Here is a 23,760-nt window from a genome sequence, read left to right as displayed (position 1 = left end):
CATGCGCGCACTCCTCGTGGTCAACCCAGCTGCTACCACCACCAGTGCCCGCACCCGTGACGTGCTCATCCACGCGCTGGCCAGCGAGATGAAGCTGGAGGCGGTGACCACCGAGTACCGGGGGCACGCACGGGATCTGGGACGGCGGGCCGCGGACAGCGACGACATCGATCTGGTGGTCGCCCTCGGCGGCGACGGCACGGTGAACGAGGTCGTGAACGGGCTGCTGCACCGGGGCCCGGACGTGGACGGCCTCCCGAAGCTCGCCGTGGTCCCCGGCGGGTCCACCAATGTCTTCGCGCGCGCCCTGGGGCTGCCGAACGACGCGGTGGAGGCGACCGGCGCGATCCTGGACGCCCTGGAGAACCGGACCGAACGCACGGTCGGGCTCGGCCTGGCGGCCGGCACCCCCGGGACCGAGGACGAGTCCGTCCCCGAACGCTGGTTCACTTTCTGCGCCGGTCTCGGATTCGACGCCGGAGTCGTCGGCCGGGTCGAACAGAAACGCGAGCACGGGAAGCGTTCGACCCATGCCCTGTATGTGCGCCAGGTGGTGCGGCAGTTCCTCAACGAGGCCAACCGCAGACACGGGCAGATCACGCTTGAGGTGCCCGGCCAGGACCCGGTCACCGACCTCGCGCTCTCCATAATCTGCAACACCGCCCCCTGGACCTACCTGGGCAATCGCCCGGTCTACGCCTCACCGAAGGCCTCCTTCGACACCGCGCTGGACGTCCTCGGACTGAAGCGTCTGTCCACCCCGGCGGTGGCCCTCTACGGCACCCAGCTGCTCACTTCGAGCCCCGAGAAGGGGCCGCGCGGCAAGCATGCCGTTTCACGGCATGACCTCACGGACTTCACCTTGCATTCAAAGGTTCCACTGCCCTTCCAGATGGACGGCGACCACCTGGGACTGCGTACGAGCGTGACGTTCACAGGCGTACGCCGTGCACTGCGTGTGATTGTGTGAGTGGAAGGGCCTAAAGTCCTTTAACTCGAACGTTTGGACTGGGTCCCACCCCTAAGAAGTGCGCCTGTGACCTAGTCGACACCGAGGAATCAAAAAAAACTTTCCAGAAGGGGTTGTATCCGCCGCCGAGGTTTGCGAATCTCTACATGGCGATCGAGACGGCCCGCACCACCGGCCTCCACTGAGAGCCAGAACCCCTCCTCACCATCACAGACCACACCCAGTCCTTCTGGGGGTCGGCCCGTCATCTACGGGGGGATTCGTGAAAGCGTTCACATTCACAAGCAACAGACGTGTAATACCAAGGAGAGGTAGCAGCCATGGACTGGCGTCACAACGCCGTTTGTCGTGAGGAAGACCCTGAGCTTTTCTTCCCCATCGGCAACACCGGTCCTGCGCTGCTGCAGATCGAGGAAGCCAAGGCTGTCTGCCGCCGCTGCCCCGTCATGGAGCAGTGCCTGCAGTGGGCGCTCGAGTCCGGCCAGGACTCCGGCGTCTGGGGTGGCCTCAGCGAGGACGAGCGCCGCGCGATGAAGCGCCGCGCCGCTCGCAACCGGGCGCGCAACGCAAGCGCCTGAGCGAGAACCGCACCAAGCCTCAGCCCGGCGGCGCGTACAGAGCGTACGCACAGCCCCGCCTTCGAGTCGCAGCGCGCAGTACCCCGAAGCGCATCGCAACGTGAGCATCACGGAGCGGGCCCGGACCGTCACCACGGTCCGGGCCCGCTCTGCTGTGTGCTCCGCGTTCCGTGCTGGTCGGCGCGGGATGTCCTACTTGTCGGAGCGGACCGGGAGGTCCAGCACCACCTGGGTGCCGCGTTCGGGCGCCGGGACCATGCCGAACGTGCCGCCCAACTCTCCCTCCACCAGCGTCCGTACGATCTGGAGCCCGAGGTTGCCGGCCCGCTTCGGGTCGAACCCCTCGGGCAGCCCGCGCCCGTCGTCGGTGACGGTGATCAGCAGCCGCCCGTCGGTGGGCGATCCGCCGCGCACGGCGGAGACCTCCACCGTCCCGTGGTCGGCCACGGCGAAGGCGTGCTCCAGGGCGTTCTGCAGAACCTCGGTCAGCACCATGGAGAGCGGGGTGGCGACCTCGGCGTCGAGGATGCCGAAGCGTCCGGTGCGCCGGCAGGTCACCTTGCCCGGGGAGATCTCCGAGACCATCGCGATGACCCGGTCGGCGATCTCGTCGAACTCGACCCGCTCGTCCAGATTCTGGGACAGCGTCTCATGGACGATGGCGATCGAACCGACGCGCCGGACCGCCTCGTTGAGCGCCTCGCGGCCCTGCTCGGAATCCATCCGGCGGGCCTGGAGGCGCAACAGGGCCGCCACCGTCTGGAGGTTGTTCTTGACCCGGTGGTGGATCTCCCGAATGGTCGCGTCCTTGGTGATCAACTCGCGTTCGCGGCGGCGCAGTTCGGTGACGTCACGGAGCAGGACCAGGGAGCCGATGCGGACGCCCTTGGGTTTGAGCGGGATGGCCCGCAGCTGGATCACCCCGCCCGCGCACTCGACCTCGAACTCGCGGGGCGCGTAGCCGCTGGCCACCTTGACCAGGGCCTCGTCCACCGGCCCCCGGGACGGGGCCAGTTCGGCGGTGGTGGTGCCGAGGTGGTGGCCGACCAGGTCGGAGGCGAGGCCGAGGCGGTGGTAGGCGGAGAGGCCGTTGGGGCTGGCGTACTGGACGATTCCGTCGGCGTCGAGCCGGATCAGGCCGTCGCCCACGCGCGGGGAGGCGTCCATGTCGACCTGCTGGCCGGGGAAGGGGAACGACCCGGCGGCGATCATCTGGGCCAGGTCGGAGGCGGACTGGAGGTAGGTGAGCTCCAGCCGGGAGGGGGTGCGCACGGTGAGCAGGTTGGTGTTGCGGGCGATGACGCCGAGCACCCGGCCCTCGCGGCGTACGGGGATGGACTCGACCCGTACGGGCACCTCCTCGCGCCACTCCGGGTCGCCCTCGCGCACGATCCGGCCCTCGTCGAGGGCCGCGTCCAGCAGCGGGCGGCGGCCCCGCGGCACCAGGTGGCCGACCATGTCGTCCTGGTAGGAGGTGGGGCCGGTGTTGGGGCGCATCTGGGCGACGGAGACGTACCGCGTGCCGTCGCGGGTGGGGACCCACAGCACGAGGTCGGCGAAGGACAGGTCGGAGAGCAGCTGCCACTCCGAGACCAGCAGATGGAGCCACTCGAGGTCGGTATCGCTCAGAGCGGTGTGCTGGCGGACGAGGTCGTTCATGGAGGGCACGTGTGGAGCGTACCTGGGGTTACCGGAGGCGTTCGAACCGAGCGACCCGCCGGGCCGTGCCATGGGTACGACGGTGGAGCCGTGCCACGGGTACGACGGTGGAGCCGTGCCACGGGTACGACGGTGGAGCTGTGCCACGGGGACGACGATGGACTGGCGCGGTTGGACAGGCGCGGGGCCGATCCAGAATGTCGTGCACATGGATGGACACAGGCAATTGGTCTAGTCCACAATGAATACATCACGACCTCCGCTCTCCCCGCACAGGAGAGCGGACCGAGGCTCCGGCACTCTCTGCCCTGACTGCGCCGGCGCCTCCAGTGGCCGACGGCACCGCACACCGTCGGCCGGTAGCTCCGGGCTGCGGTGCCGGGTGGGCTGAGGGTCCCGCTCTGGCGCCGCGGCCCGCGGGTGCTTACGGGGCCTTCGGCGTTTCCGGGACCCTTCCGCCTCGGCGCCTCAGCGGGTCTCGGTGACCTTGGCCAGGGCGCGGGGCGCGTCCGGATCCTGGCCCCGGGCGATCGTCACCTCGTACGCCAGCAATTGCAGCGGCAGGATCTCCAGGATCGGCTGCAACTCCTCCGGGACCCCCGCCGTGGGCAGGGAGAAGCCGGCCGAGGCCGCCTCCACCTGCGCCTTGGGGCCGACGACGAAGAGGTCCGCCCCGCGTCCGCGCAGCCGGTCCAGCACCGGCTGGAGGGCCTCGCCGCCCCGGCCGTCGGTGACCACGGCGATCACCGGGGAGATGTTGTCCACCATCGCCAGCGGCCCGTGCAGCAGATCCGCGCCGGAGTAGGAGAGAGCGGGGATGTAGCTGGTCTCCATCAGCTTCAGGGCCGCTTCCTTGGCCGTCGGATAGCCGTAGCCGCGCGAGGTGATCACCATGCGTTCGGCGAAACGGTAGCGCGAGGCCAGCGCCTTGACCTCGGACCGGCGGCCCAGGATCGAACCCGCGAGGTCGGGCAGACCCGCGGCGGCCTCGGTGCCGTCGCGGCCGCCCAGGCCCTCCACGAACAGGTAGAGGGAGAGCAGGGAGGCTGTGTACGTCTTGGTGGCCGGGAGCGCCTTCTCCGGGCCCGCCAGGATGTCGATGTGGTATTCGGAGACCGCCGCCAGCGCGGAGTCCGGGTTGTTGGTGACGGCGAGGGTGACGGCCCCGGCCTCCCGGGCGGCCCTCGTGGAGGCCACCAGGTCCGGCGAGCCGCCCGACTGGCTGACGGTGACCACCAGGACGTCCCGCAGGTCCGGCCGGGCGCCGTAGGCCGTCGTGGTGGACATCGAGGCCAGTCCGCAGGGCAGCCCGAGGCGGATCTCCAGGAGGTACTTGGCGTACAGCGCCGCGTTGTCCGACGTACCCCGGGCGGTGAGCAGTACGAACCGGGGCTTGCGGGCCGCGATCTCGGCGGCGACCTCGCGGATGCGGGGCGCACCCTGTTCGAGGATGCGGCGGAGCATCGCGGGCTGCTCGGCCATCTCGCCGGACATGATGCGGCCGGGCTCGTCGCCCTGGCCGCCCGGGCCGGCCGGAGGGGTGGCGGACATGTGGGGGCCTCCTGCGCTGTCGGCGTACGGGACGGCGCGGGCGCGCGGGTGCGCGATCCTCGCCGTCCGGTCGGGCCTCCCCAGTCGACCAGGCAATGCCGTGCGCCGCCAGCGGGCCGGGGCGGGCGTGTGTGCCGGCGTGTGTGCATGCGTGTGTGCGTGCGCCGATGGGCGGACTGTTCACCGTACGGCTGCCCGATTCTGCTAAATTGGGAGACTGATTGGTCTATACCACCGGCTCCCCTAGTCAGATCGGCAGGCACAGCGTGGAAGTTGTCATCGTCCCGGACGCCGCGGCAGGCGGCGAACTGATCGCGGAGGCCATCGCCGCGCTGATCGCCCGCAAGCCCGACGCCCTGCTCGGCGTTGCCACCGGCTCGACCCCGCTGCCCATCTACCGCGCGCTCGCGGCGAAGGTCGCCTCCGGTGCGGTCGACGCGTCGCGCGCCCGGATCTGCCAGCTCGACGAGTACGTCGGGCTGCCCGCGGGCCACCCGGAGTCGTACCGCTCCGTGGTGCTGCGCGAGGTCATCGAGCCGCTCGGGCTGCCCGAGGCCTCCTTCATGGGCCCCGACGGGTCGGCCGAGGACGTCCAGGCGGCCTGCGAGGCCTACGACCGGGCGCTGGCCGAGGCCGGCGGCGTCGACCTCCAGCTCCTGGGCATCGGCACGGACGGGCACATCGGCTTCAACGAGCCGTGCTCCTCGCTCGCCTCCCGTACCCGGATCAAGACGCTGACGCAGCAGACCCGGGTGGACAACGCGCGCTTCTTCGACGACGACATCGAGCAGGTGCCGCACCACGTGATCACGCAGGGCATCGGGACGATCCTGGATTCCCGCCACCCGATCCTGCTGGCCACCGGTGAGGGCAAGGCGGAGGCCGTCGCCCAGACGGTGGAGGGGCCCGTCGCCTCGATCGTGCCGGCCTCGGCGCTCCAGCTGCATCCGCATGCGACGGTGGTGGTGGACGAGGCGGCTGCGTCGAAGCTGAAGCTGGCGGACTACTTCCGCGCCACGTATGCGGCGAAGCCGGGGTGGCAGGGGCTGTAGCTCGCCCTGCCCCTCGCGCCGCTGAGGGCCGGGACGCCTTTACGGTGTCCCGGCCCTCAGCCGTGCTGTGGGGTGCGCCGCTCGTCCGGCGTGAGGTGGTGTCCTCAATCGCCGGACGGGCTTGATGTGGCCGCCTGAAGCTCGGCCCGCGGGCCCGTCCGGCGTGAGGTCCTGTCCTTAATCGCCGGACGGGCTTGATAGGGCCGCCTCAAACTCAGACCGCGGGCCCGTCCGACTTGAGGTTTCGTCCTCAAACGCCGGACGGGCTTGATGTTGCCGCCCGAGGCTCCGTCCTCGCTCGCCGGACGGGCTCGGGAGTGGGTCAGGTCCTCGTGCCGGTGATCTTCTCCGCCGCTGCCAGGCCGCAGACTCGGGCCGCTCCGCGGGTCGCTATGTGCAGCGAGCCGCGCGGGTCCGACTGGGGCAGGCCCATCTCGACCACGATCGTGTCCGGGCGGGCCGCCAGCAGTGCGTCGAGCGCGGCGCCCATCCAGGCGTGCCGGTGCTCGTCGCGGACCACGGCGACGATGCGCCGCTCCCCCGCCGCCGCCAGGATCGCCTCCGCCGGGGAGGCGCTCTGGTCGGTGTACGTGTCCGTGCCGGTGCCGGGCAGGATCCTGTCCAGCTCGGCGGCGATGCCCCACGGGGTCTCGTCGCCGACCGCGATGTTCGCCACCGCGCTGAACGAGGCCACGTACGCCGCCCCGGTCAGCCGGTCGCCGGAGCCGGTCACCCGGACCGCGCGGCGGGCGGCGGTCAGACCGATGTCGGAGCTGACTCCGGTGCCGGGCGCGGTCCCCTCCTGCACTGCCGCGCCCGACTCCCGGATGTCCCCCCGAACCCTCTGCGTCCAGGACGCCAGGGCTCGTACACGGGCGGCCGCGTCGGCGAGCCGCTCCTCCGTCAGTTCCCCGCCGCGCACGGCCGCGACGAGGGCGTCGCGCAACCGCAGCACCGTCTCCTCGTCGGCCAGGCCGCCGCCCACACAGATGGCGTCGGCGCCCGCAGCGAGGGCGAGGACGGACCCGCGCTCGATGCCGTACGTACCGGCGATGGCGTCCATCTCCACCGCGTCGGTGACGATCAGGCCCTCGTAGCCCAGCTCCTGGCGCAGCAGACCGGTGAGGATCTGCGGGCTCAGGGTCGCCGGGCGGTCCGGGTCCAGTGCGGGAAGCAGGATATGCGCGCTCATCACCGATTTGGAACCCGCGGCGATGGCCGCCCGGAAGGGCACCAGTTCACGTGCGTGCAGGGTGTCGAGGTCCACGTCGATGCGGGGCAGCGCCAGGTGGGAGTCGACCGCGGTGTCGCCGTGCCCGGGGAAGTGCTTGGTGCAGGCGGCGACGCCGGCGGCCTGGAGCCCCTCGATGTACGCGGCGGTGTGCCGGGCGGCCAGGCGGGTGTCGGCGCCGAAGGAGCGCACGCCGATGACCGGGTTGCCCGGGTTGGAGTTGACGTCGGCGGACGGCGCCCAGTTGAGGTTGACGCCGCACTCGGCGAGCCGGCGGCCGAGCTCCTGGGCGACGGCCCGGGTGAGGTGGACGTCGTCCACCGAGCCGAGGGCGAAGTTGCCGGGGAAGGAGGAGCCGTGCGTGACCTCCAGGCGGGTCACGTCGCCGCCCTCCTCGTCGATGGCGACGAGGACGTCCTCCCGCTCGGAGCGCAGCCGCTCGGTGAGGGCGGCGAGCTGTTCGGCCGAGGTGATGTTGCGGCCGAACAGGCCGACCGAGGCGAGGCCTTCACCGACGCGGCGCAGCAGCCAGTCCGGTGCGGTGGTGCCGGTGAACCCGGGCTGGAGCACGGCGAGCGCGTCGCGCGTCACGGTGTCCGTGGTGGAAACGAGGGTGGTCATGGGCCCGCACTATCCCTTCACAGCGCCGGAAGTGAGGCCTGCGGCCATCTTCTTCTGGATGATCATGAAGAACACGACGACGGGGAGGGCGATCATGGTCGACGCCGCCATGAGGGCGCCGTAGTCCGTTCCGCGCTCGGTCGTGAACGTCATGAGCCATACGTTGAGCGTGTACTTGGAGTTGTCGTTGATCAGGATGTACGCGAAGAGGTACTCGTTCCACGCGCTCACCAGGGCGAAGATCGACGCGGCGGCCAGCCCGGGGGCGAGCAGCGGGAAGATCACCCGGCGGAAGGCCTGGAAGCGGGTGCACCCGTCCACCATCGCGGACTCCTCCAGCTCCACCGGGATGTTCACGACGAAGCCGCGGATCATGATGGTGGCGAAGGGCAGCGTGGAGACGAGGTAGACGACGATCAGGCCCCAGTACTCGTCGATCCCGCCCATCGCGTTGAGCTGGGCGTAGATCGGGATGAGCATCGCCGTGGGCGGCAGCATCTGGACCAGGATCATGATCAGGACCAGGGCCTTGCGGCCGAAGAAGCGGAACCGGCCGATGGCCAGGGCCGCCAGGGTCGCGATGATCATGCCGCCGACCACCGCGGTGATCGCGACGATCAGGCTGGACTGGATGGCGGTGCCGAAGTTCGGCTGCTCCGTGGCCCGGACGAAGTTGTCGAAGGTGATCGACGTGGGCCACAGGGTCTGGTCGTAGCTGCGGATCTCCCGGTTGGGCCGCAGGGCGCTGATGACCAGCCAGTAGACCGGGAAGACCATGACCAGGGCGATGCCGAGGCCGATCAGGTCGAAGTGCAGCCGGCTCTTCTTGCGGTCGGGCCGCAGCGCCTGTGTCGTCTGGGTCGAGCTGCTCATTCGACCTCTCCCGTCTTCATGAGCTGGCGCAGGTAGTACACGGCCACGCCGGACAGCAGCAGCACCGTGATCAGGGCGATCGCGGTGCCCTGGCTGAAGGAGGTGGACTCGAACGCCTTGGAGTAGGAGTAGAGGCCGAGGGTCTCGTACTCCGGCTCGGGCTTGTTGCCGCGCAGCAGCCAGATCTGGCCGAAGACGTTGAAGTCCCAGATCACCGAGAGCGTGGCGACCATGGTGAAGACCGGCTTGATGACCGGCCAGGTGACGAACTTGTAGATGCCGTACGCGCTGGCGCCGTCGAGGGCGGCGGCCTCCTCCAGTTCCTGGGGGACCTGGGTAAGGGCGGCGTACAGGGTGACGACGACGAACGGGATGGCGCCCCAGACGACCAGCAGGGTGATGATGCCGAAGCCCTGGATCGGGTCGAGGTACCAGTTGTGTCCGAGCCAGTCCTCGCCGACGACCTTGGCGATCAGGGTGTTGATCAGGCCGTAGTCGGAGTCGGCCATGAACCGGAAGATCGAGGCGGCGACCATCAGCGGCATCGACCAGGCGGCGATGAGGCAGGCGGTGAGCACCAGCCGGACCCAGGTGGAGAGCTTGCGCATCAGGAGGGCGACCAGCAGCCCGATCCCCATGGTCAGCGTCACGCAGATGACCATGAAGACGACGGTGCGGAAGGTGACCCACCAGAACTCGGAGTCGCCGAGGATGTTGGTGAACTGCTCGAAGCCGACCCATGGCGCCGGCTCGCCGGACCACAGCTCACGGCGGCCCATGTCCTGGAAGGACATGATGACCGTCTTGCTGAGCGGGTAGAGGTAGACGGCGGCGATCGCCAGGACCGCCGGGAGGATCAGGAAGTAGGGGAGGAGTTCACCCTTCTTCCGCTTCCTCTTCTGCACCCGGGGCGCATCGTCGGGGGAGGACGACTTCCCGGTCGTCTGCGGGTCGGGTGGTACGGGGACCGGCGGCCCGGCGGCCTTGGTATCAGCGGCAGACACGTGGCTGACCTTCCATCGCGGGTCCGGGGCGGGCCCCGGAATTCACGGCGTTCACTTGCGGGGAAAGGAGCGGGGGCCCGGCGCTGACGCCGGGCCCCTGCCTGGCGATCGGAAGGTCAGGCTTCCTTGTTGATCAGCGCGTTGATCTTGTCGTCGGCCTTCTTGGTGGCGTCGGCGACGGAGGCGCCCTTGACGATCTCCAGGAGCATGTTCTGGAGGATCTCCTCCTTCTCCACGGAGGCCCAGCCCGGCGCGATCGGCGTGAACCAGGCGTCCGGCACCGCGTTGGCGATGGCGGCGGTCTCCGGCTTCGCCTTCAGCGGCTCGAGCTGCTTCTCGTTGTTGGGGAGGATGTTCTTCGACGCGAGGACCTCCATGGACTTCGCGTTGGTGAAGAGGGAGATCCACTCCTCGCCGAGGTCCTGGACCTTGGACTTGGAGATCGTGGCGAGGTCCGAGCCGCCGATGAAGGACGGGAGGGCCTTGCCCTCGGGGCCGGGCATACCGGCCGTGGCGATCTTGCCCTCGAGCTTCGGGTTGCCGTTCTCGCCCGTGGTGACGCTGCCGGCCTCCCAGGCCTGGCCGTAGATGACCGCGGCCTTCTCGTTGGCCATGACGTTGGCGTGGTCCTGCTCGTCCTTCGTCACGTCGGCCTTGTTGTACTTCTTGACCAGGTCGACGTAGTGCTGGATGCCCTTCTGGGCCTCCGGGGTGGACAGCGCGGCCTTCCACTCCTTGCTGCCCTCGTCGTACGTGGCTATCTCGCCACCGAAGGCGGCGACGTAGGACATCGCGGCGTACCAGTAACGGCCCGGGAAGTAGAGGGAGGAGGCGCGCTTGTCCTTCTTGCCCAGCTCGGCGGAGACCTTGTCCATCGCGGCGAGGAACTCGGTCTCGGTCTGCGGGAGGGCGTCGCTGCCGGTGCCGGCCTTCAGCATGTCCTTGTTGTACACGGCCAGACGGGCGCTCGCGTAGTAAGGAACGCAGTACGTCTTGCCCTCGAAGGAGCACGTGTCCTTCAGACCCTTGATCCAGGTGTCCGAGTTCTCGTACTTCTTGGGGTCGATTTCTCCGAGCGCACCATTGAGGATGTACTGCATGGTCTCGGTATTGCCGAGTTCCACGACATCCGGGAATTTATCGCCACCGAGGGAGGTGTCCAGCTTCTTGACCTTGTCGGCCCACTGCTGGTACTGAACCTTGACCTTGACGCCCGGGTACTTCTTGTTGAACTCGGCGTTGACGTCCTTGACCAGCTCCGGCCAGGTGGACTGGGCCTCGCCCATGAGCCAGACGGTCAGGTTTTCCTTGCGGTCCTTCGGCTCCGCGGACGACTTCTTGTCGTCGGAACCACATGCCGCGACCGAAACCAACATGCCCGCGACACCGATAGCCGCGATGAGCTTGCGCTTCACGTCAAACCCTCCTCAGGGATGCTGCAACCCCACCCACCGCGAAGACATTCGACGAGTTCTGCTGGGGCTGGACCTGGTCTTTAATGGTTTAGACCAGTACCGGGAGCTTGGCCTAGACCTTTAGGGGTGTCAAGGGTGTATAAGAAGTGCACTCGCGTCCGTTATAGGACCGACACCTAAGGGAGGGCGACGACCCGTGACCGGACCGTGCCACCATGTGAGCCGCGACAGACGGAGGAGCCGGTGACGGCAGCAACGCAGCAGTCGGGAAGGCGGGCCATGGGCGCCGACGGGGGCAGTACGGGGAGCGAGACCGGTGCAGGTACGCGCACAGCGCGCGTACCGAAGTACTACCGGCTCAAGCGGCATCTCCTCGACATGACGGACACCCTGCCGCCCGGCACCCCGGTGCCGCCCGAACGCACCCTGGCCGCCGAGTTCGACACCTCGCGCACCACCGTGCGCCAGGCGCTCCAGGAACTGGTCGTCGAGGGCCGGCTGGAACGCATCCAGGGCAAGGGCACCTTCGTGGCCAAGCCGAAGGTCTCCCAGGCCCTCCAGCTCACCTCGTACACCGAGGACATGCGCGCCCAGGGCCTGGAGCCGACGTCCCAACTGCTGGACATCGGCTATGTGACGGCGGACGACACGCTCGCCGGTCTGCTGGACATCTCGACGGGCGGCCGGGTGCTGCGCATCGAGCGGCTGCGGCTCGCCAGCGGGGAGCCGATGGCGATCGAGACCACACATCTTTCGGCCAAACGCTTCCCGGCGCTGCGCCGTTCGCTGGTGAAGTACACCTCGCTCTACACCGCGCTCGCCGAGGTGTACGACGTGCGCCTGGCTGAGGCGGAGGAGACCATCGAGACCTCGCTCGCCACCCCGCGCGAGGCCGGGCTGCTGGGCACCGACGTGGGGCTGCCGATGCTCATGCTGTCCCGCCATTCGGTGGACGGCCAGGGCGAACCGGTGGAATGGGTGCGCTCGGTCTACCGGGGCGACCGCTACAAGTTCGTGGCCCGCCTCAAGCGGCCGACGGACTGAGCACCCCCGCGGCACAGCGGTACGCACAGGGCGGTGGCCCGGGGACGAGCTCCCCGGGCCACCGCCCGTTTTCGGTCACGCGGGGTGCGTCAGCGCAGTTCGGGGTCGGTCTCGATGACGCTGTACGGGTACGGGAGCACCTGGTCGCTCGCGGCGGTCAGCAGGGCGGCGTCGGCCGGGTCGAGGTCCAGGTCCGCCGCGCCCAGGTTGGTCTCCAGCTGCTCCAGGGTGCGGGCGCCCACGATGGGGGCGGTGACCCCGGGCCGGCCGAGCAGCCAGGCGAGGGCCAGCACCGGCACCGCGAGGCCCGTGCGTCCGGCGACCTCGTGCAGGGCGTCCAGCACCCGCCAGGTGCGCTCGTCCCCCTCGTAGGCGCTCCACGACTCGCCCCAGCCGAGCCGCTCGGCGGTCTCCACGCGGGTGCCCGTGGGCGGCCGCTCCGCACCGCGCCGGATCGCGCCGCTCAGCCAGCCGCCGCGCAGCGGGCTCCACGGGATGACGCCCAGGCCCTCGTTGCGGCTGACCTCCATCAGCTCCCACTCGGCGGACCGGTCCAGCAGGTTGTAGAGCGGCTGGAGGGCCGTGAAGGGCTCCCAGCCGTGCCCCCGGCTCAGGTCGATCGCCTTCTGGAGCTGCCAGCCGGAGAAGTTGCTGGCCCCGATGTAGCGCACCTTCCCGGAGGTGACCAGCGCGTCCAGGGTGGCGAGGGTCTCCTCCAGCGGGGTGCCCGGGTCCCAGGCGTGCACCTGGTAGAGGTCGATGTGGTCGGTGCCCAGCCGGCGCAGGCTCGACTCGACCCCGGCGATCAGGTGACTGCGGCCCAGGCCGCGGTCGTTGGGGCCCTCCCCCGTGCCGTAGCGCACCTTGGTGGCGAGCACCACGTCGTCGCGGCGCTGTCTCTTCAGCCAGCGGCCGAGAATCTCCTCGGAGGCCCCGGCGGAGTAGATGTCGGCGGTGTCCACGAAGGTGCCGCCCGCCTCGGTGAAGCGGTCCAGCAGGGCGTGGCTGGTGGTCTCGTCGGCCTCGCGGCCGAACGTCATGGCGCCGAGGCAGAGTTCACTGACCCGCAGGCCGGTCTTTCCCAGGTAGCGGTAACGCATGGTGAGTTCCTTCGTCGTGGTGGCGGGATCGGTGGTCGGCGAGCGTCCGGTGGGCCGGTTCGGCGAGCGACACGGACACCTCCTGGACGCTGTGGTCGGACAGGCCGCGCGGATCGCGGAAGCGGTAGCGGTGGACCCGGGCGCCCGGTGTGGTGAGCACCCAGTCCAGCCGCCACCAGCGCAGGCCCGGGCGGGCCTGCCACGAGGTGGGGCAGAGGCGTCCGGACAGGGCGACCGCGTCGGAGCCCAGCCGGGCGATGCGGCGGGCGTCCCCGATCGCGGCGGTGGTGTTGAAGTCCCCGGCGACCAGGGCCGGATGGGGGCAGCCGGCGACGTCCCGAGGAGCCCCCGGTACTCCCGTGCCCGGTCGGCGGCCCGGGTGCGGACCGCGCGGTAGAAGTCTGCGCGCAACGGGCTGATCAGTCGCAGCTGTACCGGGATGTGGACGTTGAAGGTGGCGAGAATCCGACCGTCGCCCGGCATCTCCAGGTCCACCCGCAGGGTCCTGCGGGCCGCCGTCTCGACGGTCGCGGCGACCGGCAGCCGGGACAAAGTGATCAGACCGCGGGCGATGACGGCCCGGTGGCCGGGGAAGGTCTCGCGCAGCCGCCGCTCGTCGTCGATCAGGCGGTACGTGCCGTCGAACTCGTCGTGGTGGTACTCCTGGAGGAGGTAGACGTCGGCGTCGAGCCCGCGCAGAAAGGCGTAGAAGGGCTCCGGGTCGGTGGACTGGCACCAGTGCTGGGTGTTCCAGGACACGACGCGCACCGCCCCGTCCGGCGGCGGTGGCGGGCAGCGCCCCGGCCGTACGAGCGCGCCGGGCACGAGGCCGGACTGCCGGCCCCCGAGCAGCAGGGCCGCGCCCGCCACGACGGCGGCCGTGAGGTCGCCCGTGGCCCAGGCGAGCGGCAGGAGCAGGGCGGGCACGACGACGAACACGGGCGGCGGCAGCAGGGAGGGCAGCAGCCAGAACCACCAGCGGCCGTTGAGGACGAGGTGCGCGGCCAGGAAGACCGCCCAGGTCCCGGCCGCCCAGAGCACCCATCCGCCGCCCGGCCAGGCGGCGTTCGCCCCGCCGCCCGCCGCCAGGACGTCCGCCGTTCTCACGCGGGGGCTCCCTGTACGGCCCCGGCCTCCTGGAACAGCGCGTCGTAGGCGTCCAGGCAGCTGTCCGTCCCGTACCGGGCGCGGGCGTCCCGGCCTCCCTCGGCGCGGCACCGCGGCGCGTAGGCGGCCACCTCCAGGAGGGCCCCGGCCAGGGCGCGGGAGTCGCCGGGCGGGAAGAGGCGGCCGAAGCCCGTCTCGGACACCGGCACGCGCATGCCCGGCGCGTCGCTCGCGACGGAGGGGACGCCGAGCATCATCGCCTCGGCCTGGGAGATGCCGAAGGACTCCTCGGCGACGGACGGCAGGGCGAAGGCGTCCAGCGAGGCGTAGAAGCCCGCGACCCGGTCGTCGGCGAGGAAGCCGGTGAACCGGATACGGGTGTCGTCGCCGGCCCGTGCGCGCAGGGCCCCGACGACGCTGCCGCCCGCGACCTTGGAGTAGTCGCCGGCGATCAGCAGCCGGGCCTCGGGGTCCTGGATCGTCCGAAACGCGTCGACCAGGTGGTGCAGCCCCTTCTCGGGGGCGATCCGGCCGAGGAAGCCGAAGTGCGGGCCCGCCGTCTCGCGGAAGGCGGCGGGGGCCGGCTCGCGTTCGCGGCAGGGCGGGGCGATGGCCAGCAGCCGGCGCCCGCGCATCAGGGGCCAGTGGCGCGAATGCTCCGCGTGGTCCACGTTGTTGACGACCACGGCGGCCGATCGGCGCAGCGCCCAGGCCACCGAGGCGTCGACGGCCTTCACCTGGAGCGGGGCGAGAGCGCCCCCGGCCAGCCAGACGTCGTCGTGGTGGGTGGCGACCACCGGGGTGTTCCCGGCGAGGCGGGCGACGAGCCCCGCCTCCAGCATCGGCAGGTGGAGGTTGACGACCCGGGAGGCGCGGGCGATCCGCCCGGCGAGCGGGGCGAACCCCGGGCTGATCACCCCGCGTCCGAGCCGGGCGGCGACCGGGGCGCGGAACACCTCGACCCCGTTCACGGACTCCCGTGCGGGGCGGTCCGGATCGTGCCGGCAGGCGACGACGGCGACCCGGCGGCCCCGCGCGGCCAGCCCCTCGGCGACCGTGCGGGCCACTTCGGTGAGCCCGCTGGTGTACGGGAGGTAGTAGGTGAGCACGATCGTCGCGTCGAAGCGGGGCGAGCGCGCGGTGCGCCGGGTCATGACCGGTCCTTCTCGGTGGCCGGGGCGGACGCCCCGGGGGCGGGCAGGGAGAGGCGGAGATCGATCAGCCGGTGGGTGGAGAGGGCGGCGGGCGGGTCCTGGACGGACTGCCGGTGCAGGTCGATCCGGGGCGAGACGAACGCCCAGTCGAGCCGCCAGAGCGCCGGTCCGCTCACCGGGAACGTCGCCGGGTGGACCGAGTCCCCCGCGTCGGCGGCGTCCCGCAGCCCGTCGAACCAGCGCAGGTCCCCGGTTCCGGGCAGCACGTTGAGGTCCCCGGCGAGGACCACCGGGTGGCGGTTGGCGTCGAGGTCCTCGCGCAGCGCCTCGAAGTGCCGCTCGCGGCGCTCGGAGAGCTGTCGTACGGAGCGGTGGTAGGCGGGCGTCAGCGGGTTGCGGTCGACGTTCAGCAGATCGGGCAGGTGGGTGTTGTAGAGCGACAGGGTCTCGCCGTCGACGGCGATGTCGGTGCGCAGGACGCGGACGTTCCAGTAGTCGGCCCAGGAGGTGTCGGGCGGGGCGAGCCCGTCGGGGCGCAGGGCCCGCGCCGAGGTGATCGGGAAGCGGGACAGGGTGAGGAACTCGCCCTCGGTGGCGATGTGGAAGCCGGGGAACTCCTTCCGGAGCCTGGCCAGGTCGTCGATCGGGGCGGGTTCGTCGCCGCGGGCGTTCTGGTACTCCTGGAGGAGGTAGACGTCGGCGGAGCGGGACTTGAGGTAGGCGTAGAACGCGTCGGTGTCGCTGTCCTGGTCCCAGAAGAAGGTGTTCCAGCTGACCACCCTCAGGGCGTCCGGGGGGACGGCGGGCCGCCCGCGCAGGAGCGCCCCGGGGTGCAGCCCGGTCTGCCAGGAGCCGAGCAGCAGCGAGAGCAGGACGACGCCCACCGCCGCCCGTCTGCCGTGCCGGATCAGCGCGGCCGGAATCAACAGGGCGAGCGGGAAGAGCAGATGGAGGACGGGCGGGGCGAGGCCGAGGCCGTTCCACGCCCACCACCGGCCGCTGAGGAGGGCGCGGGCGGCGACGAACAGGGCCCACAGGACGGCGACGGCGAGCAGCAGGCGGCCGGGCCAGCGGCGGGGCGGCCCTGCGGGCTCGGGCGGCGCGGCCGGATCTGCCACCGGGCCCGGCGCGAGGGTCCCGGTCATGTGGCGGCCCGCACCGGCGCGAGGTGCTCCCCCGGCTCGTACAGCCGGCGGAAGCGGCGGGAGGTCAGCCACTGGAGGACGCCGACGCCCGCGCCCGCCGCGATGACCGCGTTGACCACGGTGTGCGTGAAGGCGAAGTAGGCGGCGAACAGGGGGCCCCGGCGGCGCAGGACGAAGCGGTGGAGGGCGGTGTCGGCGAGCAGGGTGAACGCCAGCAGGGCGGCGGGGGCGAGCAGCCAGGGCAGGGCGATCAGGCCGAGCGGCAGGGTCAGCAGGGCGAGCAGGGCGGCGACGCTGGCTCCGGCGCGGGGGCCGGTGGCGATGCCGCCGGGCAGGTCGCCGCGGCGGACGTACAGCGGGATGTGCAGGCGGGTGCGGTGGAAGACCTTGCGCAGCACGACGCGCCAGGTGTCGTCGTGGTCGTGCCGGCCGCGCACGGTGGTGGAGCTGTGGACCTCGTAACTCCGGCAGATCCGGGCGGCGTAGTCGCCGTCCTCGGTGTGCCGCAGCCGGGGGTTGAACGGGCCGATCTCGGCGAAGACCCGGGCGGGCATGGCGCAGATCGCGGTGTGCAGGGTGCCGATGCGGCCCTCGGTCTCGGCCAGCCAGTAGAACTGGTGGAGGCAGCGGTACTCCTCGATCAGGCTGTCCCTGATGAGGGGTTCGGCGTCGTAGGTGCCGCAGACCGCGCCGATGCGGGGGTCGGAGTCGAGCAGGGCCACCGCGTTCGCGATGGCGTCCTGTTCCATCGCCACGTCGGAGTCGACGAACACGATGATCTCGCCCCGGGCGTGGGCCGCCCCGGTGTTGCGGGTGGTGGCCACTCCGCTGTTGACGCCGGTGCTGATCACCCGGACGCCGCAGGCCCGGGCGACGGCGACCGAGTCGTCGGTGGAGCAGTCGTCGATCAGCAGCACCTCCAGCGGTTCGTAGGTCTGGGCGAGCGCGGCGCGCAGGCAGAGCTCCAGGGCGCGGCCGTAGTTGTAGTTGGGGATGACGACGGAGACGAGCGGTTGCTTCCGGTTCACGGGGCGGCGCCTTCGGGCGGTCGGTGGGTCATGCGGACGCGTGCGGGAGGAGGAGGGCGAGGGCGACGAGCACCGCCCACAGCGCCGCGTTGACGAGCGTGGCGCGGTCCCGGAAGAGGACGTGGACGGGGTTGCCGCCGCCCTCCTCGACGAAGAGGAGCTGGAGGTAGCGGGCGAGGCCGAAGACGGCGCAGGGGGCGGAGAGCAGGGTGACGAGGGAGGCCCCGGCGGCGAGGGCCGCGTCGTCGCGCAGGTAGAGCACGTAACTGACGGCGGTCAGCACGGCGACCAGGACGACGAGGTGGTCGAGGAAGGCGAGCGTGTAGCCGCGCAGGGCGGGGCGGTGGGCGCGGCCCGCCGCCGTCATCTCGTGCCGGCGTTTGCCGAGCGCCAGCATCAGGCAGAGCGAGAAGACGCACAGCGCCAGCCACTCGGACAACCGGGAGCCGACGAGCAGCGACCCCTGGACGAGCCGCAGCACGAAGCCGGTCGCCACGATGAACGCGTCCACCAGCGGTACGTGTTTGAGGCCCTGGGAGTAGGCGAGGCTCAGCGCCAGGTAGAGGGCGGTGGGCCACCACTGCCAGGCGGGCCCGGCCACCGCCCAGCCGGTCAGCGCCAGGGCGAGGCCGCCGGTCAGGACGATGGCCGCGGCGGTGGACACCCGGCCGGAGGCGATCGGGCGGTGGCGTTTGACCGGGTGCAGCCGGTCCCGCTCCCGGTCGGCGAGGTCGTTGACGACGTAGACGAGCGCGGAGGCGAGGGTGAAGCCGAGGACGGCCCAGCCGGTGCGCAGGAAGGCGGCGGTCCCCCAGGGGTGGGTGTCGAGCAGGGCCAGCGGGACGACGGCCAGGTTCTTCACCCACTGGCCGGGGCGCAGGAGCGCGAGGAGGTCGCGGGGGCGGTTGCGGCGGCGCCGGCCCGTACGTCGGTGGTGGTCGGGGTCACGCTGACGCTGACGGTCACGGTCGCGGGCGGAAGCGGCTGAAGCGGTTCTACGGTGGTGGGTTCGGGCAGGGCGGTGAGGTCGGCGGGTTCGGGTTCGGGCGGGACTGCCACCACGCGCGCGGGCGCGGGTGAGGACCGGGTGATGTCCACGGCAGGGCTCCAGGGGATCAGAAGAAGACCTTGGCCAGGCCGAGCGCCCCTTGGCGCCACGGGTCCCGGCTGGTCCGGCCGGCTCCGGGAGCGGGTGTACCGGCCCCCCGCTGGGTGCGCCACCACGCGTACGTGCCGAGGATGGCGTCCTGGTTGGAGAGCGCGGGACGGAAGCCGAGCCGTTCGGTGGCCCGGCCGATGTCCACGTAACTGTCGTCGAGGAGCTTGAAGAGCAGCCGCCCGTAGACCGGGGAGAGCTTGGTGCGCTCCAGCAGGCGCAGGACCGCGAGTGCCGGTGCTGCCGGCAGCGGGACCACGCGTTTGCCGTGCCCGGCCGCGTCCAGCACGGCCTGGAAGTCCTCGCGCAGGGTGCCGAATCGGGCGGCGCCCAGGTTGTAGACGTCGTTGGCGATCTCGGGGGGCGCGTCGAGGGCGAGCACCACGGCGTCGACGAGGTCGGCCATGCCGAACATCTGGATGCGGACGTCGCCCCGGCCGAGGACGGGGAAGTTGCGGCGCTCCTCGGCCCATTCGAAGAGCATCGAGAAGAGGCCCATGCGGCCGGGCCCGAGGAAGGTCTTGGGGCGCAGCACCGGCAGGCACATCCCGCGCGCCCGGAACTCCTCGCAGACCTCCTCGGCCTCGGCCTTCGCCCTGCTGTACGGGTCGACGGGCTCGCGGGGGTGCTCCTCCGGGGTGGGGACCCGCTTGGGCAGTCCGTAGACGGCGGTGGAGGAGATGTGCACGACCCGGTCGACCCGGGCCCGGTGCGCGGCGGTCAGGACGGTACGGGTGCCGTCGACGGTGATGGACCGGATCTGGTCGACCGGGTAGCTGGGCAGCGCCGCGGCGCAGTGCACCAGCGCGTGGGCCCCGTCGAAGGCGCGGGCGAGCGCCGCCGCGTCGCGGATGTCGGCGACGATGTGGCGGGCCCCGGCGGGCGGGTGGGGGTCGTCGCGCAGGTCGACGCCGACGACGTCGTGGCCGTCGGCGGCGAGCCGGGTCACCAGGTGGGAGCCGAGCATGCCGGCGGCTCCGGTCACGGCGATGGTCAGGCCGCCCATCGGGACACCGCCTTGTCCTTGAGGAAGGCGGTGAGCAGCCGGTTCATGCCCTTGGCCAGGGTCTTGTCGAAGGCGTCGAGGAAGATCTCCACCTCGTCGGGTCCGGCGACCAGGCAGGGCGCGGCCACCAGGGGGCTGCGGCCGTTGAGCGTGTAGTACATGTACACGTCGTGGTCGTGGTACATCGCGTTGACGACCGCGCAGGTGATGACCTTGGTGCGCAGCAGCGGGTCGCGGGCCAGTCCGCCGGGGGCGATCTTCGCGGCGAAGTCGAGGATGCGGGGGCCGCCGTCGAGGAAGATCCCGTACAGCGCTCCGGCGCCCCGGACGTCCGCGATGATGTCGGGGTACTGCTTGCGCAGCCGCTCCAGGCCCGGGGCGAGGACGCGTTCGATGGCGCGTGCGCGGGCCGGATAGTCGTCCTCGACGGCGATGTTGACGGCTTCCAGCGCGGTGGCGGTCTCCTCGCCGAAGCCGTAGTAGGTGGTGCTGGTGGACTGGAGCATGGCGTCGCCGAGGCTGTCGTAGGCCTTGCGGAAGACGGGTTCGCGGGCGACGAAGGCGGAGACGGAGGACTTGCCGCCGCCGAAGGACTTCGAGGTGGTGACCACGTCCGGGACGAGCCCGGGGTAGCGCATGAAGTGGAAGAGGCTGCCGGTCTTGCCCCAGCCGGTGTAGATCTCGTCGAAGATCAGCACGATCTTCTCCTCGGTGCACAGCTCCCGCAGGCCGCGCAGGAATTCCTCGGAGCACTCCGTCATCGTGGAGGCGGAGAAGGGCTCGATGAGGATCGCGTAGACGTCGCAGCGGCCCTTGGCGTCCCGGGCTCCGGCGACCGCTTCCCGTACGGAGCCGAGGTCGCCGTAGCGGAAGGCGGAGACGCCGGGGATGCCGGGGAAGGCGAAGGCGTTCTGGGCGCTGCCGGTGAGGCTGCCGGAGCCCAGCAGTTTGCCGTGGAAGCTGATGTCGGCGTGCAGGATCTGCTGCCGATTGCCGCCGTGGTATTTGTACGCGAGTTTCACCGCGCCCTCGACGGCCTCGGCCCCCGAGTTGGGGAAGAACGAGAGGTTCAGGTCGCCGGGGAGGAGCTGGGCGAGGTTGTGGCCGAGGGCGGCGATGTAGGGCGAGAAGTAGGTCTTGTGGACCTCCATCCGGCGCTGTTCCTGGAAGCGGCGGCGGGCGGCGAGGATCCGCGGGTGGTTGTGGCCGTGGTTGAGGACGCCCACGCCGCCGGTGAAGTCGAGGATGCGGCGGCCGTCGCGGGTGTGGATCCAGGACCCCTCGGCGTGGTCGACGAGTTCGCGGCCGAAGCCGAAGGAGGTCATCAGGGAGACCTGGCTCTTGTTGACGTGGGACCGGTACAGCTCGTGCACCTGGCTCGTCGACAGTTGTTCGCAGTCGTCCACGGTGAGCAGGGGGGTGGCGTCGGAGGTCATGCGGCTCCTTCCTGGAGCGCGGGTCGGGGGGTGGGCAGGGGTCCGGCGGCGCGGGCCCAGGCGAGTGCGGCGCCGGTGGCGGCCACCTCGCTGAGCACGCAGACCAGCCGGCTGGCGATGACGGCCGCGGTGGCGGCGGACAGCGGCATGACCGCGCCGAGGGGCGCGAGGAGGACGAGTTCGCGGGCTCCCCAGCCGTCGGGCAGGACGAAGGCGAGGCTTCCGGCGACGGTGGCCAGGGCGAAGCCGCCGACGCAGACCGGCAGGGAGAGCAGCGGCGGGGCGCCGAGGAGGACGACGATCGCCCACAGGTGGAGTCCGGAGACGGCCCAGGAGGCGCAGGCCCAGCCGATGGAGAGCCGCAGGGCCCGGGGCGAGCCCTCGGCGGCTCCGTCCGGGCGGCGGGCCAGTCGCATCGTCCACGCGACGAGGCGGCCCACCCAGCCGGGCCGGGCCACGGCGGCGGCGGCGAGCAGGACGAGCGGGGCGAAGACCCAGGCGCCCGTGCCGAACACGGCCGGTGCGACGAGGAGTCCGGCGGCGGCCCCGGTGGTCATCCCGATGACGAGGCCGAGGCCGAAGGCGGCGATCATCCGCTCGGGGGCGATGCCGACGGCCTTGCCGAGCTGGATGTGGGCGAGGACGCCCCAGATGCGGCCGGGGACGAATTTGCTGATGACGCCGATGAAGAAGATCCGGGCGGTGTCGCTGGTGCGGGCCGTGGAACCGCCGTCCACGACGAGGACCCGCCAGGACAGCATCGACAGGACGAGCCCGGCCGCGTTGGCGAGGAGGGCGGCGATGAGCAGGAGCACTCCCCCGGGCCGTCCGGCGGCCTCGGCCATCTCCGTACCGGCGCCGCGCAGCGAACCGCCCACGGCGAAGGCGGTCGCCGCGATGAGCACGAGGGCGGCGGCCGTGCGCAGCAGCCGGGCGCGGCGGGAGGGCGGGGCGGCTTCCGGCGCCGCGGGTCCGGCTCCCCCCTCTCCGGCCTTGGGCGACCCGGGCCCCGACTCGGGCTCCGGGGGTCCGGCTACCCCCGCCTCGGGCTCCGCGGGTCCGGCGCCCCCCGCTCCGGCCTCGGGCGTATGAGGTCCGGCCTCGGGCGACCCGGGCCTCGCCTCGGGCGTCCCCGCCTCGGGCGTCCCCGCCTCGGGCGTCCCCGCCCCGGCGGCCCCGCGCCCCTGGTCCACTCCGGCGCTCACGGGGCGGCCACCGGGGCGGGCCGTTCGCGGCGGCCCCGCACGGAGGGGCCGAAGCGGGGGTCGACCAGCCAGCGCAGCCCGCCGACCACCGCGCCGAGGACGAGGGCCAGGTGCACCGCGAAGTGCAGCACGGTGAAGCGGAGCAGGAAGGGCCACCCCTTGCGGCGGGCCACGAAACGCGACAGCCCGGGGTCCGCCAGTGCGAAAGCCAGGGCGCAGGCCAGCGGGACGGCGAGCAGCCAGGGGGTGAGCAGGGCGAGCGGGAGGGTCAGCGGGACCAGACCGGCGGCCAGGACGCCGCGGGTCGGATTGGCGCGCAGCCCACCGCCGCGTCGGCGCTCGACGGCGGCGACGGGGACGAGCAGCTGGGAGCGGCGGTACTGCTCGGCGAGCATGGGCAGCAGCCGGTCCACGTCGTCGTGACGGCCGGTCACCCGCTCGCTGAGGCGGATGCGGTGGGTTGCGGCGAGGCGGTCGCTGTACTCGACGTCCTCGGAGTCGCGGAGGTTCTCGTCGAAGGGCCCGGTCGCCTCGAAGACGCCTCGCTCGATCGCAGCCAGCGCGAAGAAGGCGGTGCCGACGACTCCGGCGCTGCGGTGTCGCCAGAAGTGGGCGTGCAGACAGTGGTAGACCTCCACCGGGCCGTCGTCGAAGAGCGGTTCGGGGTCCAGGACGCCGTGGACGCAGCCGGTCTCCGGGTCGTCCATGAGCAGGTCGACGGCGTTCTCGATCGCGTCGGGGGCCAGCGCGATGTCGGAGTCGAGGAAGAACAGCACCTGGCCGGCGGACGCGGCGACGCCGAGGTTGCGGGCGGCGGAGACCCCGCCATTGTCCGGGCGGGCGACGAGGACGCAGGGGAACTCCCTGGCGATGTCGCGCGAGCGGTCGGTGCTGGCGTCGTCCACGACGACCACGTCCCGAGGGCGCAGGGTCTGGGCGTAGACGGATTCCAGGCAGGCCCGCAGGGTCTTCTCGTAGTTGTGGTTGGGGATGATCACCGACACGGTGGGGCGCTCCCGTGGCATGGCGGGTCCGGTCCTTTCGGTTCGGGGGATCGGTGCGGATCCAGGCCTCCCAGGGCCGCGGGCCGCCAGCCGAGGGAGGCGGGGCGCGCGGCGCCCAGGAGGGCCAGGAGGAAGTCCAGCGCGGCCAGTTCGGCGTGCACGAAGTCGGGGCTCTCCATGTAGAGCGCGGCGCGGACCGAACCGTCCGCGCTCTCGGAGACGTACACATGGACCGGGCCCCCGGGGTGTGGTCCGGCGCGTTGGACGCGCGCGCCGACGCGGGGGGCGCGCAGCCGCCCGGCCAGGTCCCGTGCCGTCCACCGGTCGGGGTGCGGGGGTTCGGTACGCACCAGGAGCGCGGTCACCAGGAACACGGAGGCGTCCCGTCCTCCCGGGGTCACCCCCAGGAGAAGCCCTCCCG

22 protein-coding genes are annotated in these 23,760 nt (G+C 71.6%); 4 read left to right on the top strand and 18 right to left on the bottom strand.

The window, feature by feature from the left end:
- The first annotated feature begins 1 nt into the window (after nt 1).
- Both AC3CH1_RS18275 and AC3CH1_RS18270 read left to right on the top strand, forming a co-directional pair.
- Nucleotides 2-970, top strand: a complete 969-nt coding sequence (locus AC3CH1_RS18275) for a diacylglycerol/lipid kinase family protein (protein ID WP_329159439.1) — start codon at nt 2-4, stop codon at nt 968-970.
- Between the two features lie 320 nt (nt 971-1,290).
- Nucleotides 1,291-1,548: a WhiB family transcriptional regulator gene (locus AC3CH1_RS18270; RefSeq protein WP_003953983.1), complete on the top strand. Its 258-nt coding sequence runs from the start codon at nt 1,291-1,293 to the stop codon at nt 1,546-1,548.
- A 192-nt stretch (nt 1,549-1,740) separates the two neighbouring features.
- Here AC3CH1_RS18270 and AC3CH1_RS18265 read toward each other — a convergent pair whose 3' ends face one another.
- Nucleotides 1,741-3,207: a sensor histidine kinase gene (locus AC3CH1_RS18265; protein ID WP_488464433.1), complete on the bottom strand. Its 1,467-nt coding sequence runs from the start codon at nt 3,205-3,207 to the stop codon at nt 1,741-1,743.
- A gap of 468 nt (nt 3,208-3,675) precedes the next feature.
- Entirely contained in the window at nt 3,676-4,758 is a 1,083-nt protein-coding gene (locus AC3CH1_RS18260) for an SIS domain-containing protein (RefSeq protein WP_488463906.1), read from the bottom strand.
- A 266-nt stretch (nt 4,759-5,024) separates the two neighbouring features.
- On the opposite strand from AC3CH1_RS18260, the gene nagB reads away from it, so the two are divergent.
- Nucleotides 5,025-5,810, top strand: coding sequence for a glucosamine-6-phosphate deaminase (gene nagB, locus AC3CH1_RS18255; RefSeq protein ID WP_361878963.1), 786 nt, complete (start codon nt 5,025-5,027; stop codon nt 5,808-5,810).
- A gap of 322 nt (nt 5,811-6,132) precedes the next feature.
- Here the strand turns inward: nagB and AC3CH1_RS18250 are convergent, their stop codons facing one another.
- The 4 genes from AC3CH1_RS18250 to AC3CH1_RS18235 form a co-directional block, all read right to left on the bottom strand.
- Nucleotides 6,133-7,662, bottom strand: a complete 1,530-nt coding sequence (locus tag AC3CH1_RS18250) for a glycoside hydrolase family 3 protein (protein ID WP_488463905.1) — start codon at nt 7,660-7,662, stop codon at nt 6,133-6,135.
- 9 nt (nt 7,663-7,671) lie between these two features.
- Entirely contained in the window at nt 7,672-8,535 is an 864-nt protein-coding gene (locus tag AC3CH1_RS18245) for a carbohydrate ABC transporter permease (protein ID WP_488463904.1), read from the bottom strand.
- Nucleotides 8,532-9,539: a carbohydrate ABC transporter permease gene (locus AC3CH1_RS18240; RefSeq protein ID WP_488463903.1), complete on the bottom strand. Its 1,008-nt coding sequence runs from the start codon at nt 9,537-9,539 to the stop codon at nt 8,532-8,534. Before AC3CH1_RS18240 ends, AC3CH1_RS18245 begins: the two co-directional genes overlap by 4 nt.
- Before the next feature lie 116 nt (nt 9,540-9,655).
- A complete protein-coding gene (locus tag AC3CH1_RS18235) occupies nt 9,656-10,954 on the bottom strand; it encodes a sugar ABC transporter substrate-binding protein (RefSeq protein ID WP_488463902.1) in 1,299 nt (432 codons plus the stop codon).
- A 279-nt stretch (nt 10,955-11,233) separates the two neighbouring features.
- Between AC3CH1_RS18235 and AC3CH1_RS18230 the strand changes: the two genes are divergently transcribed.
- On the top strand, nt 11,234-11,998 hold the full coding sequence (locus AC3CH1_RS18230; RefSeq protein ID WP_007458216.1) for a GntR family transcriptional regulator: 765 nt from the start codon (nt 11,234-11,236) through the stop codon (nt 11,996-11,998).
- Between the two features lie 89 nt (nt 11,999-12,087).
- On the opposite strand, the gene AC3CH1_RS18225 is transcribed toward AC3CH1_RS18230, so the two are convergent.
- The 12 genes from AC3CH1_RS18225 to AC3CH1_RS18170 are packed head-to-tail and all read right to left on the bottom strand — an operon-like array spanning nt 12,088 to nt 23,713.
- Nucleotides 12,088-13,098, bottom strand: a complete 1,011-nt coding sequence (locus tag AC3CH1_RS18225; protein WP_488464432.1) for an aldo/keto reductase — start codon at nt 13,096-13,098, stop codon at nt 12,088-12,090.
- Entirely contained in the window at nt 13,055-14,143 is a 1,089-nt protein-coding gene (locus tag AC3CH1_RS18220; RefSeq protein ID WP_488464431.1) for an endonuclease/exonuclease/phosphatase family protein, read from the bottom strand. Before AC3CH1_RS18220 ends, AC3CH1_RS18225 begins: the two co-directional genes overlap by 44 nt.
- A 58-nt stretch (nt 14,144-14,201) precedes the next feature.
- The gene (locus AC3CH1_RS18215) at nt 14,202-15,359 is read right to left on the bottom strand and encodes a glycosyltransferase family 4 protein (RefSeq protein WP_488463901.1); all 1,158 of its coding nucleotides are present in this window, start codon (nt 15,357-15,359) and stop codon (nt 14,202-14,204) included.
- On the bottom strand, nt 15,356-16,504 hold the full coding sequence (locus tag AC3CH1_RS18210; RefSeq protein WP_488463900.1) for an endonuclease/exonuclease/phosphatase family protein: 1,149 nt from the start codon (nt 16,502-16,504) through the stop codon (nt 15,356-15,358). Before AC3CH1_RS18210 ends, AC3CH1_RS18215 begins: the two co-directional genes overlap by 4 nt.
- Complete coding sequence (locus tag AC3CH1_RS18205; RefSeq protein WP_488463899.1) at nt 16,501-17,532, bottom strand: glycosyltransferase family 2 protein; 1,032 nt, start codon at nt 17,530-17,532, stop codon at nt 16,501-16,503. Before AC3CH1_RS18205 ends, AC3CH1_RS18210 begins: the two co-directional genes overlap by 4 nt.
- A gap of 28 nt (nt 17,533-17,560) precedes the next feature.
- Nucleotides 17,561-18,394: a UbiA prenyltransferase family protein gene (locus AC3CH1_RS18200; protein WP_488463898.1), complete on the bottom strand. Its 834-nt coding sequence runs from the start codon at nt 18,392-18,394 to the stop codon at nt 17,561-17,563.
- On the bottom strand, nt 18,391-18,630 hold the full coding sequence (locus AC3CH1_RS18195; protein ID WP_488463897.1) for a hypothetical protein: 240 nt from the start codon (nt 18,628-18,630) through the stop codon (nt 18,391-18,393). The genes AC3CH1_RS18200 and AC3CH1_RS18195 overlap by 4 nt, the downstream gene beginning before the upstream one ends.
- Nucleotides 18,631-18,647: 17 nt before the next feature.
- Nucleotides 18,648-19,694, bottom strand: a complete 1,047-nt coding sequence (locus tag AC3CH1_RS18190; protein WP_488463896.1) for an NAD-dependent epimerase/dehydratase family protein — start codon at nt 19,692-19,694, stop codon at nt 18,648-18,650.
- Nucleotides 19,682-21,130: an aspartate aminotransferase family protein gene (locus tag AC3CH1_RS18185; protein ID WP_488463895.1), complete on the bottom strand. Its 1,449-nt coding sequence runs from the start codon at nt 21,128-21,130 to the stop codon at nt 19,682-19,684. The genes AC3CH1_RS18190 and AC3CH1_RS18185 overlap by 13 nt, the downstream gene beginning before the upstream one ends.
- Nucleotides 21,127-22,335, bottom strand: a complete 1,209-nt coding sequence (locus AC3CH1_RS18180; RefSeq protein ID WP_488463894.1) for a lysylphosphatidylglycerol synthase domain-containing protein — start codon at nt 22,333-22,335, stop codon at nt 21,127-21,129. Before AC3CH1_RS18180 ends, AC3CH1_RS18185 begins: the two co-directional genes overlap by 4 nt.
- Nucleotides 22,332-23,360, bottom strand: coding sequence for a glycosyltransferase family 2 protein (locus tag AC3CH1_RS18175; protein WP_488463893.1), 1,029 nt, complete (start codon nt 23,358-23,360; stop codon nt 22,332-22,334). The genes AC3CH1_RS18180 and AC3CH1_RS18175 overlap by 4 nt, the downstream gene beginning before the upstream one ends.
- Nucleotides 23,330-23,713 carry a hypothetical protein gene (locus AC3CH1_RS18170; protein WP_488463892.1) on the bottom strand — a complete coding sequence of 128 codons (384 nt, stop codon included), beginning with the start codon at nt 23,711-23,713 and terminating at the stop codon, nt 23,330-23,332. Before AC3CH1_RS18170 ends, AC3CH1_RS18175 begins: the two co-directional genes overlap by 31 nt.
- Between the last annotated feature and the right edge of the window lie 47 nt (nt 23,714-23,760).

It is taken from the genome of Streptomyces sp. MGP-P1 (assembly GCF_057766565.1).
This window is presented reverse-complemented; position numbering and strand designations above follow the sequence as displayed.